Annotated in this window: 16 protein-coding genes and 1 other annotated feature; of the genes, 12 read left to right on the top strand and 4 right to left on the bottom strand. The window is 49.5% G+C overall.

The features are described 5' to 3' along the window. Positions 1-117: 117 nt before the first annotated feature. Entirely contained in the window at positions 118-1,782 is a 1,665-nt protein-coding gene (locus tag EVJ29_RS05650) for a peptide ABC transporter substrate-binding protein (protein ID WP_070327641.1), read from the top strand. Positions 1,783-1,880: 98 nt separating this feature from the next. Here EVJ29_RS05650 and trpS read toward each other — a convergent pair whose 3' ends face one another. Then, positions 1,881-2,882, bottom strand: a complete 1,002-nt coding sequence (gene trpS / locus EVJ29_RS05645) for a tryptophan--tRNA ligase (protein ID WP_070327640.1) — start codon at positions 2,880-2,882, stop codon at positions 1,881-1,883. A 47-nt stretch (positions 2,883-2,929) separates the two neighbouring features. Further along, positions 2,930-3,137, bottom strand: a binding site (T-box leader). Positions 3,138-3,182: 45 nt separating this feature from the next. Continuing rightward, the gene (locus tag EVJ29_RS05640) at positions 3,183-3,560 is read right to left on the bottom strand and encodes a DUF3899 domain-containing protein (RefSeq protein ID WP_131440855.1); all 378 of its coding nucleotides are present in this window, start codon (positions 3,558-3,560) and stop codon (positions 3,183-3,185) included. A gap of 273 nt (positions 3,561-3,833) precedes the next feature. Between EVJ29_RS05640 and EVJ29_RS05635 the strand changes: the two genes are divergently transcribed. The 5 genes from EVJ29_RS05635 (at position 3,834) to EVJ29_RS05615 (ending at position 9,751) form a co-directional block, all read left to right on the top strand. After that, complete coding sequence (locus tag EVJ29_RS05635; protein ID WP_131504786.1) at positions 3,834-5,450, top strand: peptide ABC transporter substrate-binding protein; 1,617 nt, start codon at positions 3,834-3,836, stop codon at positions 5,448-5,450. 302 nt (positions 5,451-5,752) lie between these two features. After that, positions 5,753-6,679 (top strand): oligopeptide ABC transporter permease, encoded by a 927-nt coding sequence (gene opp3b / locus EVJ29_RS05630; protein ID WP_131440851.1) that lies wholly within the window; start codon positions 5,753-5,755, stop codon positions 6,677-6,679. After that, the gene (opp3C, locus tag EVJ29_RS05625) at positions 6,679-7,704 is read left to right on the top strand and encodes an oligopeptide ABC transporter permease (RefSeq protein WP_070327636.1); all 1,026 of its coding nucleotides are present in this window, start codon (positions 6,679-6,681) and stop codon (positions 7,702-7,704) included. The genes opp3b and opp3C overlap by 1 nt, the downstream gene beginning before the upstream one ends. Before the next feature lie 23 nt (positions 7,705-7,727). Further along, positions 7,728-8,801 (top strand): ABC transporter ATP-binding protein, encoded by a 1,074-nt coding sequence (locus tag EVJ29_RS05620; protein ID WP_131440849.1) that lies wholly within the window; start codon positions 7,728-7,730, stop codon positions 8,799-8,801. Continuing rightward, positions 8,801-9,751, top strand: a complete 951-nt coding sequence (locus EVJ29_RS05615) for an ABC transporter ATP-binding protein (RefSeq protein WP_131465411.1) — start codon at positions 8,801-8,803, stop codon at positions 9,749-9,751. Before EVJ29_RS05620 ends, EVJ29_RS05615 begins: the two co-directional genes overlap by 1 nt. 80 nt (positions 9,752-9,831) lie before the next feature. Here EVJ29_RS05615 and EVJ29_RS05610 read toward each other — a convergent pair whose 3' ends face one another. Next, the gene (locus EVJ29_RS05610; RefSeq protein ID WP_070327633.1) at positions 9,832-10,362 is read right to left on the bottom strand and encodes an HD domain-containing protein; all 531 of its coding nucleotides are present in this window, start codon (positions 10,360-10,362) and stop codon (positions 9,832-9,834) included. A gap of 223 nt (positions 10,363-10,585) precedes the next feature. Here EVJ29_RS05610 and EVJ29_RS15460 point away from each other — a divergent pair, with 223 nt between their 5' ends. The 4 genes from EVJ29_RS15460 to EVJ29_RS05595 all read left to right on the top strand — a co-directional run bounded on the left by EVJ29_RS15460 (position 10,586) and on the right by EVJ29_RS05595 (position 13,434). Further along, positions 10,586-10,723, top strand: coding sequence for a hypothetical protein (locus EVJ29_RS15460; RefSeq protein ID WP_167331259.1), 138 nt, complete (start codon positions 10,586-10,588; stop codon positions 10,721-10,723). A 176-nt stretch (positions 10,724-10,899) separates the two neighbouring features. After that, positions 10,900-11,298 carry a transcriptional regulator SpxA gene (gene spxA, locus EVJ29_RS05605; RefSeq protein ID WP_015881217.1) on the top strand — a complete coding sequence of 133 codons (399 nt, stop codon included), beginning with the start codon at positions 10,900-10,902 and terminating at the stop codon, positions 11,296-11,298. A gap of 175 nt (positions 11,299-11,473) precedes the next feature. Beyond that, entirely contained in the window at positions 11,474-12,130 is a 657-nt protein-coding gene (mecA, locus tag EVJ29_RS05600; RefSeq protein WP_071399493.1) for an adaptor protein MecA, read from the top strand. Positions 12,131-12,198: 68 nt separating this feature from the next. Then, positions 12,199-13,434: a DUF2254 domain-containing protein gene (locus EVJ29_RS05595; protein WP_070327631.1), complete on the top strand. Its 1,236-nt coding sequence runs from the start codon at positions 12,199-12,201 to the stop codon at positions 13,432-13,434. Positions 13,435-13,497: 63 nt separating this feature from the next. Here the strand turns inward: EVJ29_RS05595 and EVJ29_RS05590 are convergent, their stop codons facing one another. Next, entirely contained in the window at positions 13,498-14,223 is a 726-nt protein-coding gene (locus tag EVJ29_RS05590) for an SDR family NAD(P)-dependent oxidoreductase (RefSeq protein ID WP_070327630.1), read from the bottom strand. A gap of 83 nt (positions 14,224-14,306) precedes the next feature. Here EVJ29_RS05590 and cls point away from each other — a divergent pair, with 83 nt between their 5' ends. Beyond that, positions 14,307-15,818, top strand: coding sequence for a cardiolipin synthase (cls, locus tag EVJ29_RS05585; RefSeq protein ID WP_070327629.1), 1,512 nt, complete (start codon positions 14,307-14,309; stop codon positions 15,816-15,818). A gap of 12 nt (positions 15,819-15,830) precedes the next feature. Next, entirely contained in the window at positions 15,831-16,892 is a 1,062-nt protein-coding gene (locus EVJ29_RS05580) for a competence protein CoiA (protein WP_131504785.1), read from the top strand. The last annotated feature ends 17 nt before the right edge of the window (positions 16,893-16,909 follow it).

Below are 16,909 nucleotides of genomic sequence, written 5' to 3'. Positions count from 1 at the left end.
AGAATATTGTATTATTGCATCAACGGGATTGTGGTAACAAATTTTGTAAAGTTAACTTTCAGAATTTTCTACCATCGTTCATTTCGTTAAAACGAAAATAATCAGGGGGTCATCGTAATGAATAAGAAAAAAGGTTTTGCATTAGCAACGTCGGTAACGCTTCTATCTAGCGCGTTCCTAGCAGCTTGCTCGGGTGGGGAAGAAGAAACAACGACAACAAACGGAGACGGAGGTTCAGAAGGTAGTGCAGATGAAGCGCAAGTCCTCAACTTGCTCGACAGTGCAGACATTCCTTCACTTAACCCAACTCTCGCGACTGACGCAGTATCGTTCAACGTCTTGAACAACGTTAACGAAGGTCTCTACCGTATGGACGAAGAAGACAACCCAACACCAGGGATGGCTGAGTCACACGAAGTTTCTGAAGACGGTAAAACGTACACGTTCAAAATCCGTGAAGGCGCAACTTGGTCTAACGGTGAGCCTGTAACGGCAAACGACTTCGAATACGCTTGGAAAGAAGTACTTAATCCGGACAACGGATCACAATATGCTTACGTCATGTCTGTCATCGAAGGCGCTGAAGCTTACAACACTGGCGAAGGCGAGCGTGACGCGGTCGGCGTTACAGCAACTGACGATCAGACACTTGAAGTTAAATTGACAGCACCAGCTGAATACTTCCTTGGTCTCACAAGCTTCGGCGTATTTATGCCTAAACTTGAAGCGTTCGACGCAGAACAAGGCGAGAACTTCGGTACGTCTGCAGAGACGACGCTCTACAACGGACCGTTCAAACTCGAAAGCTGGGAGCGCGAGCAAGGATGGAAAATGGTCAAAAACGACGACTACTGGGATGCTGAAGCCGTCAAACTCGACGAAATCGACGTTAAAGTCGTTAAAGAAGTTTCAACGGGCGTCAACTTGTACGAAAACGGCGACGTTGACCGCACTGGTTTGACTTCTGAACTCGTTGCTCAATACCAAGACAGCGAAGAATTCTCGACTGTCGTTGAACCGACACTCTTCTACCTCCAGTTCAACACTGAAGTTGAAGCGTTCGACAACCAAAATATCCGTAACGCGATCGACCGTGCTTACGATAAAGCAGCAATCTCTGAAACGCTTCTCGCGAACGGTTCAGTACCTGCGAACTACCTCGTGCCGAAAGACTTCGTAACAGGCCCAGACGGTGCAGACTTCCGTGACGCTAACGGCGACATCGGTGGTTACAACGTTGAAGAAGCACAAAAACTTTGGGAAGCAGGACTTGAAGAGCTCGGGACAGATTCTGTCGAAATCGAACTCCTCAACTACGACTCAGAGTCTGCGAAGCAAATCGGTGAGTTCATCAAAGGTGAACTTGAGAAGAACCTTCCAGGCATGACGCTTACGATCAAGCAACAACCGTTCAACAACAAACTCGACCTCGAGAACAAAGGTGACTTTGAGCTTACATTCGCAGGCTGGGGACCTGACTACCAGGATCCAATGACGTTTGTTGACCTCTTCGTAACTGACGGACCATACAACCGTGGTAAGTGGTCGAACGAAGAATTCGATGCACTCATCGAATCTGCGAAAGCGAACACAGATGCTGAAGCACGTTGGAAAGAGCTTCAAGATGCAGAGAAAATCGTTCTTGAAGAGAACGCGATCTCGCCAGTTTACCAACGCGGATCAGCTCGTCTCACGAAGCCGTACGTTAAAGGAATCGTTGAACACGGGTTCGGCGCTGACTACTCGTACAAGTGGGCATTCATCGAAGGCAAAGAGCAATAAGCAACATTCACCAGAAAGAGACAGGGACGCCTGTTTCTTTCTTTTTTTGTGTTCTTCCATAAAGAAGCCGCCCAACGCATGCGTTGGGCGGCTCTGTCTTATTTTTTCACTTTGGCACGTTTTCGGCTTAAGCCCATCGCTTTCTCGATCTTGGCGAGGTTCTTGTTCGCGACTGCTTCGGCTTTCTCACGGCCGACATCAAGGATCGCATCAAGCTCTGACGAGTCGACGAGTTCGTGATAGCGCGCTTGAATCGGTTCGAGCATGGCGACGACCGCTTCGGCGACGTCTTGCTTGAACGTTCCGTAGTTCGAGTCTGCGTATTGAGTCACGAGATCTGTTATCGAAGTACCCGTCGACAACGAGTAAATCTCGAGCAAGTTCGAGATGCCCGGCTTATTCTCCCGGTCGAAGCTGATGACGCCGCTCGAGTCCGTGACGGCGCTCTTGATTTTTTTACGGATGACGTTCGGTTCGTCAAGCATCGAGATGAAGCCTTTAATGTTCGCGTCCGATTTCGACATCTTCTTCTCGGGGTTCGTCAAACTCATGATCCGAGCCCCTTCTTTTTGAATGAGCGGCTCAGGAATCTTGAACGTCTCATAATAGCGTTTGTTGAACCGTTCGGCCAAGTCGCGCGTCAGTTCGATATGTTGTTTTTGATCGTCACCGACCGGCACGAGCTCTGTCCCATAAAGTAGAATATCCGCCGCCATGAGTGTCGGATAGATGAACAGCCCGGCCCCGACGTTATCGCTACCTTGCGATTTATCTTTGTACTGCGTCATCCGACCGAGTTCGCCCATCCCAGCGATACACGTCAACATCCATCCGAGTTGGGCGTGCGCTTTTACTTCTGACTGGACGAAGATCGTTGCCTTCTCAGGGTCAAGTCCGCAGGCGAGATAGAGCGCCGCCAGCTTGCGGGTGTTGTCCATCAGCTCGACGCGGTCAAGTTGGACCGTGATCGAGTGAAGATCGACGATACAATAGTACGCGTCATGTTCTTCTTGAAGATCGACGAATTGTTTCATCGCCCCTAAGTAGTTACCGAGCGTCACAACGCCGGTCGGTTTAATGCCTGAAAATATCGTTGCCATGCCTACACCTCCATAAAATATAAAAAACCGCAGTTCTCCGCCCGAAAAATCGGGACGAATAACCGCGGTGCCACCCAAATTTGCATGAAATCATGCCACTTGATCGCGTTAACGGGCGTAACCGTCTCACCGTACTACCATTCAGGTGAGCCACTCTGAAGTCCATTCGCTTGAACGCTCTCCGTCTACTCGCAGCAACGTAGACTCTCTGGGGGAGAGGGAGTTCGAGGTACTTGTCTTCTTCCTTGTGTTTCCTATGTTCTGCATTTAGTTTAGCATATTGGTGGAAAAACAAAAAGGTCAAACGAGGGTGATGACGTATGACAGGATCACACTGCCAATCCCGACGTATACCCAACGCCAAGCCGACTGTTTACGGGCGGAACGTTCTTCTTTCATCTCGTCGTCGTCTTTTTCGTCTTCTTCATAATCGGAATCGATTTCCTTTAGTTTGGCGCGGCGATTTCGTTTAAACCCGTACATGATCCCGTCGAACAATCCTGAAGCGCTCATCTGTGAGAACATCCCGTACGCGAAGACGATCATGCCGGCGACGAACAAGCCGCCACTCAAATGAAACGCGAACGATTCCGCGCGGTAATACGACACATACGACCAAACCGTATAGGCAATTGTGACAATTCCCCAAACGATTAATATACTTCTAAAATTTTTCAATGTGACAAACTCCTTTCAACGTGATGACGCCAATTTATCACGTTTGCTTATGGTTCTATGATACGCGTAGTCCCGCTATTATGGCGAGAAGGAAGTTTTTTTAAATGACAGCGGTTTATTCCATAGTTGACAGTTTGATTAAAAATTTTTTACAATAGCCCTAACGTTCTTTCGTCGGATACTTTATGTAATATTCAGAAAATTAAAGAAAAAGAGTAAGATGTTAGTCCGACGGAATGCTAAGCTTCACGAGATTAGAAAGGGGACATCGCAATGAAGAAAAAATCGATTTTGCTAATGATGACACTCATCTTAGCGCTCGGTTCAGTGCTCGCCGCTTGCTCGACTGGCGGAGACTCTGACGGCGGTTCGTCTTCGAACGGAGACAAAGTACTTCGTTTGACGGACACGTCTGACATTACTACAGCCGACCCGGCGCTCGCAACGGACGCAGTCGCGTTCAACTTGATCGCCAACACAATGGAAGGTCTTTACCGTCTTGATCAAGAAGGGCAAGCCGTTCCAGCCATCGCTGAAGGAGAGCCGGAATTGAACGAAGACGAAACCGTCTACACGTTCACGCTTCGTGACGCCGAATGGTCGAACGGTGAGCCGGTCACAGCGAATGACTTCGTTTACGCTTGGCAACGTGCCGTGGACCCAGAAACTGGTTCGCAATATGCGTATATCATGAACACTGTAAAAAATGCCGAAGCGATCAACACGGGTGACCTTCCTAAAGAAGAACTCGGTGTGAAAGCAATCGATGAGAAAACGCTAGAAGTTACACTCGAGCGTCCGGACCCATCGTTCGTCTCACTCACATCGTTCGGTACGTTCACACCGATCAATGAAGCGTTCGCAACTGAGCAAGGAGCGGACTTCGCAAAAAACACAGAGAACCTTCTCTACAACGGTCCGTTCACATGGTCAGAGTGGGATCGTGAACAAGGCTATGTCTTGACGAAAAACGATACGTACTGGGATGCCGACAACGTCGCTCTCAACAAAGTAGACGTTCGTGTTGTCAAAGATACGTCAACGGTCGTCAACTTGTATGAAGCAGGCGATGTTGATTACGCAGGCCTCGCGTCTGAGCAAGTCGCTGCTTTCCAAGAAGACGAAGACTACAACACAGGACTTCGTTCAGCGATCGGTTACTTCAAGTTCAACCATGAAGATGAAGTATTCGCTGATGTGAACGCACGTAAAGCAATCGCTCGTGCCGTTGACCCGGCCGGTATCATCGACCAACTGTTGAACAACGGTTCAATCGCAACGACTTCGTTCATCCCGAAAGAATTCATCAAGTATGAAGACGGAACGGATTACACAGAAGGCGTCCAACACTTCGAGACAAACACTGACGAAGCAGCAACGCTTTGGGAAGAAGCAACTGGTGGCGAAGCGACCACAATCGAATTGCTTTCATTCGACAGTGAAGTTTCAAAACAAATCTCAGAGTACATGAAAGGCCAAATCGAGTCGAACTTGCCGAACGTAACGGTCAACATCTCGCAACAACCGTTCAACAACAAGCTCGAACGCGAAGCGAACGGGGACTACCAGATGTCATTCGCCCTTTGGGGACCTGACTATCAAGACCCGCTCACAAACCTTGGCATCTTCACGTCAGACAACGGTCAAAACGATATCAAGTACAAGTCGGCAGCTTACGACAAGTTGATCGATGAAGCTTCGGCTGAAACAGAAATCGATGCTCGTTACGACAAATTCAAAGAAGCGGAAACGCTCTTGATCGAACAAGACCAAGCGATCATGCCGATCTATCAGGCCGGTGTCGCTTACTTGATCCGTCCGAACGTTGAGAACTTCAACCGTCAACTTTTTGGTGCTGATTACCAGTACAAATACGTTGATATCAACTAAATAGGAGAGGGGACATGCGCAAGCATGTCCCCACTTTTCTAAAAAAAATATCGAATTGAGAGAAAATACTATTCAAATGTTTTGTTGGTAAAGTATAATGGAGTAACAGTGAAAATTCAGAATACTTCAGAAACTGAGGGTTTTTTGATTTTCATATGCTGTGCTAAGAGCCTTGAGATGACGTTTGACCTATTCTTTCAGAAAATTCCTTTCATTTTGTGAATTCAAGAAATGGGAAATATGTCATAGTGACGCTGTTGGTGCAAGCATAGACACAATTAGAAAAACAGGGGGTTTTTATTATGGGACGTTATATTCTTCAGCGGCTGGTTTACGGCCTCATCACGTTCTTCTTGATTGCGACGTTCACATTTTTCCTGATGGACCTGCTTCCAGGTTCACCGTATCAGAACCAGGAAAAATTGACGGAAACGCAAATTCAGATCTTGAACGATCGTTACGGACTCAATGATCCGCTTCCAGTTCGTTATGCGACTTACTTAGGGAACCTTGTCCAAGGCGACCTCGGCGTATCGTTCCGTACGGCCAACCGGCCAGTGACGGAGTTGATCATGGAACGAATCGGACCATCGGCCCAGTTAGGTATTCAGGCACTAGTGCTTGGTACGCTGACAGGACTATTGCTCGGGATTGTTGCAGCGATTCGCCATAACACGTACATCGATTATGGTTCAATGTTCGTGTCGGTAATCGGCATCTCTGTCCCGTCGTTCGTCTTTGCGGCCCTCCTTCAATACTACGTTGGGGTAAAATGGGGCGTATTGCCTGTCGCGTTCTGGGACTCGCCGGCGCATACGATCCTTCCGACCATCTCGTTGTCGCTCGGGGTCACCGCGTCGATCGCCCGTTTCGTACGGACCGAGATGCTAGAAGTGACCGGACAAGACTATGTCACGCTCGCGAAAGCGAAAGGATTAACCGGGAATGCAATCGTGTGGAAACATATGGTGCGTAACGCCATGATTCCAGCGATCACAATCCTTGGACCGATGACGGCTGCGCTACTCACAGGTACGTTCGTTATCGAGAAAATCTTTGCTGTTCCGGGACTTGGTGAATTGTTTGTAACGTCGATCACGTTGAATGACTATTCGGTCATCATGGGCACGACGCTCTTCTTCTCGGCTCTGTTCATTGTAATTATTTTACTTGTTGACTTGCTCTACGGAGTCGTTGACCCACGTATTCGTCTTGGGGGGGATAACTGATGATTGAAAATAAAAAAGATTTCGAGCAGTTCGACCAAGACATGTTCCAACGTGTCGAGATGAACGAACAGCTCGGTGAACGAATTGCCGGGAAAAGTTTGAACTTCTGGCAAGATGCATGGCTTCGTCTTAAGAAAAACAAAGCGGCCATCTTCTCGCTGTCGATCATTTTAATTTTAGTGTTGCTCGCGTTGTTCGGTCCGATGCTTTCAGCCCGTGACGCCTATGAACAAAATATCTCACAAGCGAAACTACCGCCTAAAGTCACAGGACTTGAGTGGGCCGGATTTGACGGCATGGCCAACCTCGGTGGGCGTGACATCAACTTCTATGAACAGAAAAACGTCGAAGAGAACTTCTGGTTCGGTACCGATTACCTCGGGCGTGATCTTTGGTCGCGTGTTTGGGAAGGGACTCGTATCTCGCTCTTCATCGGTTTGATGGCCGCAATCATCGATACGGTCATCGGTGTCGCTTACGGCGGCGTCTCGGCTTACTTTGGTGGCCGCATTGACAACATCATGCAACGGATCGTCGAGATTTTGACTGGTGTTCCTAACTTGATCTTGATCATCTTGTTCATCTTGATCTTTGACCCAGGTGTCTTCACCATTATCTTGGCGATGGCCATCACCGGCTGGATCGGGATGAGTCGACTCGTCCGCGGTCAGATTTTGAAACTGAAAAACCAAGAGTTTGTGTTGGCTGCCCGTACGCTCGGTGCTTCAAGTAACCGTTTGATTTTCAAACACTTGATCCCGAACACGCTCGGTGCGATCATCATCACACTCATGTTCACGATTCCATCTGCCATCTTCTTCGAGGCGTTCCTCAGCTTCATCGGGATCGGACTTCAACCGCCACAAGCGTCACTTGGTACGTTGATCAACGACGGATACAAAGAGCTACGGACGTTCCCGTACTTGCTCGTCATTCCGTCAATCATCATCGTCTTGCTCATGGTCAGCTTCAACTTGCTCGCCGATGGCTTGCGTGATGCGTTCGACCCGAAAATGCGTAAATAATTTAAACAGAGGGGGACTCGTGCATGGAAACGATTTTATCTGTCCGAGACTTAGCGGTCTCGTTCCATACGTATGCCGGAACGGTACAAGCCGTCCGCAACGTATCGTTTGATTTGAAAAAAGGCGAGACGCTCGCAATCGTTGGTGAATCGGGTTCTGGTAAATCCGTCACATCGAAAGCGATCATGCGTCTCATTCCGAACCCGCCAGGTGAGATCACGAACGGAGAAATTTTGTTCGAAGGAAAAGACTTGGCGAAGTTGTCAGAAAAAGAAATGTTGAAAATCCGCGGGCGCGACATCGCGATGATCTTCCAAGATCCAATGACGTCACTCAACCCGACGATGACAATCTTCAAACAGATTGCCGAAGGATTGAAGCAACACCAAGGATTGACGGGGGAAGATGCGAAGAAGCGTACGCTCGAATTGCTCACACTCGTCGGGATTCCGAACCCAGAGGCACGTCTTAAGCAATATCCGCACCAACTTTCAGGCGGTATGCGTCAACGGATCGTCATCGCGATCGCGCTCGCATGTAACCCGAAAGTGTTGATTGCCGATGAGCCGACGACGGCACTCGACGTGACGATCCAAGCCCAAATTTTAGAATTGTTGAAAGACATTCAGCAAAAAACGGGTACGGCTATCATCTTCATCACGCACGACCTCGGTGTCGTCGCGAACATGGCTGACCGTGTCGCCGTCATGTACGCCGGTAAAATCGTCGAAAGAGGAACGGTCGATGAGATCTTCTATGAGCCGCGTCACCCGTACGCTTGGGGACTGCTCGGATCGATGCCGCGTCCGACCGATGATCCGAACGAAGCGCTCCCGGCCATCCCGGGCACGCCGCCTAACTTGCTTGACCCGCCGAAAGGTGACGCGTTCGCACCGCGTAATCCGTATGCGATGAAAATTGATTTCGAGAAAGAACCGCCGATGTTCCAAATTAGCGATACACACTATGCAGCGAGCTGGCTCTTGCACCCACAAGCACCGCAAGTGACGCCGCCGCGAGCGATCCGCGATCTCGCGCTCAAATATCGTCCTGACAGCGCGTTCGCGAAATCGATTTTGAAAGGTGGTGCTGAATAATGGAACGTGAAAAATTATTAGAAGTACGAGACCTGAAGCAGCACTTTAAAATTGGCCGAGGCCGCGTCGTCAAAGCGGTCGACGGCATCTCGTTCGATATTTACAAAGGTGAAGTGCTCGGTCTCGTTGGAGAGTCGGGTTGCGGTAAATCGACGACAGGTCGTACGATCATCGGCCTTTACGATGCAACCGACGGCGATGTTCTTTTCAAAGGTGAGAACGTCCACGGGAAAAAGAATAAGGCTGAGAAGTTAAAATTCAACCGGGCTATGCAGATGATCTTCCAAGATCCGTATGCGTCGCTCAACCCGCGGATGACGGTCGCTGATATCATCGCTGAAGGCATCGATATCCACGGCCTTGCCAAGACGAAAGAAGACCGGATGAACCGTGTGTACGACCTTCTCGAGACGGTCGGCCTCACGAAAGAGCATGCGAGCCGTTACCCGCACGAATTCTCAGGCGGACAGCGTCAGCGGATCGGGATTGCCCGTGCGCTCGCTGTTGAACCGGACTTCATCATCGCCGATGAGCCGATCTCAGCACTCGACGTGTCGATCCAAGCTCAAGTCGTCAACTTGATGAAAGAGTTGCAACGTGACCGTGATCTCACGTACTTGTTCATCGCCCACGATTTGTCGATGGTCAAGTATATCTCGGACCGGATCGGCGTTATGTACCAAGGTCACCTCGTCGAGCTTGCACCGGCAGAGCGCCTGTACGAGAACCCGATTCACGCTTATACGAAATCGCTCTTGTCTGCAATCCCGCTTCCGGATCCAGAACATGAACGGACACGTAAGCGGATCGTCTACGAATCTGGCTCACTTGGTGCTGTCGGACGGTCGGATGAAGATTCGAGCATCCCTGCGCTTCGCGAAGTCGAACCAGGTCACTATGTTTCGCTCACAGACGCAGAATATGAGGCGTATAAAGCCCAGCTCGTCTAATACGAAAAGCCCCAAAAATCCAATTGGATTTTTGGGGCTTTTTTGCTCAAACGAAAACACCGTGGGAGACCCGGACGGTGTTAGGCGTTTGAGATGCGCGGCAAGTTCGAGAGACGCTCGACGACGGCATCGATTAAACGGACGCGAGCGAGCGCGTCTTCAATCTCCATCGTCTCGTAGTGGTGGAGGCCGCCCGGCTGTTCGACGAACGTATCGGCGTCATGGACGAGCTGTTGGAGCGGGGTCCGTTGGATGCGGTTAGGCGGAAGGTAAGAATCCGTATGAAGCAGGATCATGACGGAAATTTCCTTGGCCCGAGCCGGATCTTCTCCGAGCCGGATCAACAGTTTATGGGCTCGTTCCGCGCCTTTGATGGCGTGGATATCGTTTTGGCGATACAAGTCGTAGTTCCACTTGCCTTCGGTGTACCATTCGTAATGACCGATGTCGTGGAGCAGTGCAGCCTTCGTTGCTAGATCGGTGTCGAGCCCTCGTCGTGTCGCCAATTCGAGAGCGCGTTCACAGACGTCAACGGCATGTTTTAATCCAGATCGTGTCAAGTATTTCTGGGTGACGTGATGCTGCATGATCGTTTCTAACGTGATTCTCATTCGTGCTCTCCTCCTTGGTGATTTCAAAGATTATTTCTATTAACTATACGGGAATGGATAAGCAAATGCAAATTTGGAACATGTGAAATCATGATTTTTTACGAGATTGTTCAACATTTTTCAATAGAATGTGCTATAATTTAACTATAGATTAGTGCAACTTTAAGATTTTCAGATACAGTAATGGTTGGTTTTTTCCTTTCGTCCATGGGGGTGAGAGACCATGAAAGAGCGTGACAAAGTACTGCAACAGAAAAAGAAACTGTTAAAAGAAGTGCTCAAGAAGAAATTGAAAGACTTGCAAGTGAAGCCAGGGAAAGAAACGGTGTCACAACCGGTTTCTCGGATTCCAGCTTCGTAGAACGGTCGATCAAGGTCGCATTCTTCTGAATGCGTCCTCTTTTCTTACCCGGATGAGAAAGAATATCATTGAAGTTTCAATAAATAAGAATTATTATAATTACGTGAACGAGATTTTGGGTATACAAGAAGAGTCACTAAAAAAATGGACGAACATTTGATCAGGGAGGAACGAAAATGGTCACACTTTATACGTCTCCGAGCTGTACATCGTGCCGAAAAGCACGGGCTTGGCTCGAAGAGCATGATATCCCATTTACAGAACGAAACATATTCTCAGAACCACTCTCACTCAATGAGATTAAACAGATTTTACGCATGACAGAAGACGGCACAGATGAGATCATCTCGACCCGCTCAAAAGTTTTCTCGAAAATCGATGTATCGGTCGACGCACTTTCGCTTCAGCAGTTGTACGATTTGATTCAAGAATATCCGGGCCTCCTTCGCCGTCCGATTTTGATTGATGAAAAACGCCTTCAAGTCGGATATAACGAAGATGAGATTCGTCGATTCTTGCCTCGCAAAGTTCGTACGTTCCAACTTCAAGAAGCGCAACGACTCGTCAACGAGTGAGGAAGCATACTGTCTAAGCAGTGTGCTTTTTATTATCTCGTTTTTCCGATAAAATAGTGGTACACACCCCATCATCAATAGATTGACAGGTCAAAAAAAGGGTACTATGATAACAAGACAATTTCCCCTCTCCTCCTTAAGAAGTAGGAGTGAGGTCAGAAGGGAGTGGACAATCGTGAAAATTGAGCGCATCAATGACAATACCGTCAAGTTTTTCATCACTTATGTCGATATCGAGAAACGCGGATTCGCCCGGGATGAAATTTGGTACAACCGAGAACGTGGTGAGCAGCTGTTCTGGCAGATGATGGACGAAGCGCACGAACGGGAAGATATCTCGTTCGATGGTCCACTATGGATACAAGTACAAGCGTTTGAAAAAGGACTTGAAGTGACCGTCACGATCGCGAAAAATGTGATCGACACAGAAGACGACGCAGAACTCGGGTCGCTCTTGCGCAACGCAATCGACGAAGCGCGTGATCAACAGTCTGTCCTCGACCAGTTGAGTGAACTCGATGAAGTCGAAGCTGAACCGGAGGCGTGGGCTCCGTTAGCAATGGATACGGATGACTTTGAGGCGATTATCGCTCTGAGCAAACGGGCCGGTGATACGCTGAGTAATGTCACCCTCAAGTTATTCCATTATGAAAACCGTTACTACTTGTGGATCGACTTCCCGGACGAGATGGAGCCGGAAGAAGAAGAGAACGTCCTCAGTCTTTTAGCCGAATACTTGTCGTTCAGTACGCAAACCCTCGCTATGCTCGAGGAGTACGGTAAACCGATTCTCGACGGAGACGTGTTCTCGAAAGTACGTCACTATTTTTAAACTCGAATCGCCTGTTCAAGCGGACAGGCGATTTTTTTACTAATTTATACATATGAAGAGGTGACTTGATGCTCAAGCGTTTACAATTGACGTTGTCAGACAGTACGTGGTTCGTCCCGTTTTTGTATGGGACAGGTGGTATCGTATTAACGTTTCTGACGCAGTATTTCGGTAGCTTTTTCCGCGAACTGTTGCCAGAAATCATTTATTTGGATCAGGATTCAGCGGCTTCCGTCCTTTCGTCGTCGTTCACGAGTCTCATGACGATGATGACGTTCAGTTTTTCGACGATTTTAGTCGTGCTGACGACGTATTCATCTCAATTCTCGCCCCGTACGATCAACAACTTTTTAACAAACTCGGCTTCGAAACATACGCTCGGTATTTTCATCATGACGACCGTGTACGGGATCACGAATTTATTTCTCATTCGGACTTCGGAAGAGGACGCCGTCCTCGCCTCAGGTGTCAGCGTCGTATTAGTCGTCAGTTCGATCTGGGCGTTCGTCAAGTTCATTCAGACGATCAGCGTCTCGATTCAAGCTGAACGCCTGTTATCGTCCTTACATCGAGAGGCATTATCCGTCATCGAAAAACAGAAACAAGCGGTCGAAGATGGGAAGGTGAGCATCGTGCTGAAGCGATCGGTCCATACGTTCGAAGCAGGGCAGGCGGTGTACGCCTCACGGACCGGCTATGTTCAACTGTTCTCGAGCGAGAAACAAGAAGATCACGACATCAGTTTCGAATCGGTCGTCGCGGTCGGCGACTTTGTGGCGGAAGGAGATATTCTCGGGTATTGGCTAGGGGATGACGCTCTCGACAAAGACGTGTTTCAAATCGGCGAGATCCGTTCATCGATTCAAGACCCGGCGTTCGTAATCGAAAAATTGAGTGAGATCGCCCTTAAAGGAGTGTCACCGGGAATTAATGACCCGAATACGGCGATTCATGCGATTCACTATATCGGGGACATCTTACGGGAATTGAGTGAACTTCCGGAAGGGGATTTCGTCTTCTCAAACGGCAAGAGTGATTGGCACATCAAACGGAAAGCGATGGAAGCGACGTTGTTCGAGGCGCTGGCGCCGATCAAGACGTACGCGAGCCATGACATTTTCGTGATGGCGTCGATTTTCGAGGCGATCCGAATCGGACGCCTGCGCGCTCATCCAACGCATCACGACACGTTTGAAGAGTTCGTCGATTACATTGAAGACGTGATCAACTGGGACGACTTGCATCCGCGCGAAAAGGCGTTCTTGACGACCCAGATGATGCAAGCGAGGAAGATCAAGGCATAATATACAGCTGTTCGCACAAAAGCGAAAGGGGCCGTCTAATTCGTAGACGACCCCTTTTTGCGTTCAAGACAGGCTGTAGCCACCGTCGATGGTGATGGCTTGGCCGTTAATATAGCTCGACGCATCACTCAATAAAAACGTGACGACCGGTGCGACTTCTTCCGGTGAAGCGGCATTCCCGCGGAAATGATGGCTCATCGCGTCTTTGAATTTCGCCTCGCCGCCGTACAGCTTATGGCTGAGCGGCGTATCGACCGGTCCGAAACAGACGGCGTTGAAACGAATCTTTCCTTTCATCCGATGGGCGAACGTCTTCGTCAACGCGATGACGGCCGCTTTCGAAGCGGCGTATGGACCAAGCATCGGCGGGAACTTGACGTGTCCGACGATCGCTGCGTTGTTGACTACGCTTGAACCGGTCGCGAGGAGCGGGATCGCGCGTTGAATGAGGCGGTTTGTCGCCAACACGTTCAGTTCGAACACTTCGTCAAAAGCAGAGGCCGGCAACCGTTCAGGCGTACCGGGACGACCGAACGTCGCGGCGTTATTGAATACTCCGTGCAGGACGACTTGATCGGCTACGAGGCGATCCATGAGCGCCTCGACCTCATCAGCTTGAGATAAATCACATTTCAGGAACGTGATGGTGTTATCCGATTCGAGTTCGAGTGCCGCACCTCTCGTCTCATCACGTCCGACGCCTAAGACGTCGTGTCCTTCTTCCGTTAACCGTAAGGCGACCGCACGACCGATGCCGCTCGTCGCCCCCGTCACTAGAAAAGTCCCCATATTTTCTCCACTCCCCTCAAAAAGATATCGTTCCGATGTATAATTAATGATAATACATGACAGAAACGGGGTCAGCTTATAATATGTTGCGACGCATACAAGTACTATTATCCCTTCTTTTGCTCGCAGGGCTCATTGCCGTATTATCTTATTACTGGAGCTCGCAAGTGATTGGGCTGTTCACGATCCTCGTCTTTCTGACGACGTTTAGCATCCTGCTCGTCATCTTGCTCGAGAACCGTAATCCGCAACGAACGCTCATCTGGGCAATCGTCATGCTCGGATTTCCGGTTGTCGGTTTATTCGCATACTTCGTCTTCGGTCAAAACTATCGGCGGAGACGCATGTTCAATGAGAAGGCGATGTTGGATGAAGAAACGTATCTCGCTTATCGGCAAAAAGCGATGACACTCTCGCCATCGCTCATGTTTCCGCACGATGATTATGAGAAGTTGCTCCACTTAACGTCTTCATTGAATCAATTACCCGTCTCGTCGAACACGTATACACAAATCCTCACGAACGGAAAAGAAAAGTTTTCGAAACTATTGCCAGCCTTGAACGGGGCGACGCGTCACATTCACCTCGAGTATTACATTTTCCGGGAAGATCGTATTTCTCGGGAAATTCAACGTATTTTGATTGAAAAAGCGCGGTCAGGGGTCGAGGTCCGGTTTTTGTACGATGCAGTCGGGTCGATCCATACGAGCAGTTCTTTTTTCGAAGAGATGCGACAAGCTGGTGTTCACGTCCAGGCGTTCTTTCCCGTCGTCTTACCGCTCGTCTCGAGCAAGACGAACTACCGGAACCACCGGAAAATCGTCGTCATCGACGGGACCGAAGCGTTCACAGGCGGTTTGAACGTCGGGGACGAGTATTTAGGAGAGCATACGAAGTTCGGATTTTGGCGTGACACGCATCTCTACGTCAGAGGGGAAGGGGTATCGGAACTGCAGCTGATCTTCCTACAAGACTGGTACTATATGACGGGTGAGCGCTTGTTCACGCCGTTCTACCTAGAGCCGCTCGAGACGGTGCGGAGCGCGAGCGGCGGTGTCCAAATCGTCGCCAGCGGACCGGACGAGCCGTACGAGACGATGAAGTCGATTTATTTCGCACTTATCAACGCCGCCAAAAAATCGGTGTACATCTCGTCACCGTACTTGATTCCTGACGAGGATATTATGAGTGCGTTGAAGACAGCTTCTTTGTCGGGGATCGACGTCCGCATCGTCTTACCGAGCTTCCCGGACCATAAAATCGTCTTCTATGCGAGCCGATCTTATTATGAGGAGTTGCTCAGCTCTGGCGTCAAGATTTATTTGTACGAGGAAGGATTCATGCACTCGAAAGTCATCGTCATCGATGACGGCCTGGCGACGATCGGGACGGCGAACATGGACTTCCGCAGTTTTCATCTCAATTTTGAAGTGAACGCACTACTGTACAACACGAACTCGGTTCATCAACTCAAGCAAGACATCTACAAAGATTTTGAAGGGTCTCATGAGTTGGAGTTGGGCGCGTTCGCAGAACGATCTTATTTCATCAAACTCGTTGAATCTTTGGCACGAATGTTTTCACCATTATTATGAGGGGGAAGCGGGATGCGATTCGCAATCGATCAGACAGGGGAGTACGTCGATGCCCATACGTTGAGTCGGAGGCAAATCGAACCGGCTGCCCCTTTTTCATGTCCACAGTGCGGAGAACGGGTCATTGTAAAACGGGGAGCGAAACGACGGCTCCATTTTTCCCACGTTCAAACGTGTGGGCGCGGAGAGTCGGCTGGTCACCGAACCGATAAATGGGGCGTCAGACAATGGCTGCAGGCGGGCGGATATGATGTCGAGCAAGAAGTGGATCTGAACGGGAGACGGGCTGACTTGGTCGCGTCAAAAGCGGAGGCGTCGTTCGTCGTCGAAATACAGGCCTCACCGTTAGCAGTCGATTCTTACGTAGAACGGACGAGACACTATGAGCGAAACGGTCTTGCCGTCATCTGGATCGCGAGCGGATTGCGTCTTGAACCGGTGCCGTCCTTCTCACCGTGGATGAGGTGTGAGATTGCACGGCGACGTACGCTGATCGTTCCGGTCAAGAACGCGTTGTACCGGTTCGTCGGGTGTCCGATCTCGCTCAGACGGGCACAAGGCACGTGGGTGCCCGTGACATCTTTTGACGTCTCGCCGTTTGAACCTTTTTATCGATTTGATGCGCACCGATGGATTCAACTCGTGCGGCGTAAGCGTATGGCGCCGCCTTATCCGACACCGCTCTACAGACGGCTGATCTTGAATCGTCTCTATCCGCTCGGCATGTTACCGTCACTGTTGCCGACGGTCTGTTATTTGCCGCTCCCGGCGCTGTGGGGTGTTCATGTTCATCCGTTCGAATTTCAAACGGTCTTGTATTTAAATCGACGGGAAGCGCCTCAGGATTCGCTCGCTTGGAGCATCGAGAAGACATGCCGCCAGTTCAACGCGACCCCGACAAGCGACTTTGTTTCTTCGTTTCAGTTACAATGGAGACAACTCTTGAACGTATTCGGCTTGTCAGAGTATGTCATCGACTGGCAAGTCCCGGTCACGCTCGAAGCAGCACTTTGTGACGATATTCGTTTGTTTCAAGGGTTTCAGCGATTCATGGCGAAATCGTATATAAACTGAGAAAAGGAAGTGGACAT

The sequence above is a fragment of the Exiguobacterium sp. SH4S7 genome, assembly GCF_004336795.1.
Lineage (GTDB): Bacteria > Bacillota > Bacilli > Exiguobacteriales > Exiguobacteriaceae > Exiguobacterium > Exiguobacterium aurantiacum_A.
This window is presented reverse-complemented; position numbering and strand designations above follow the sequence as displayed.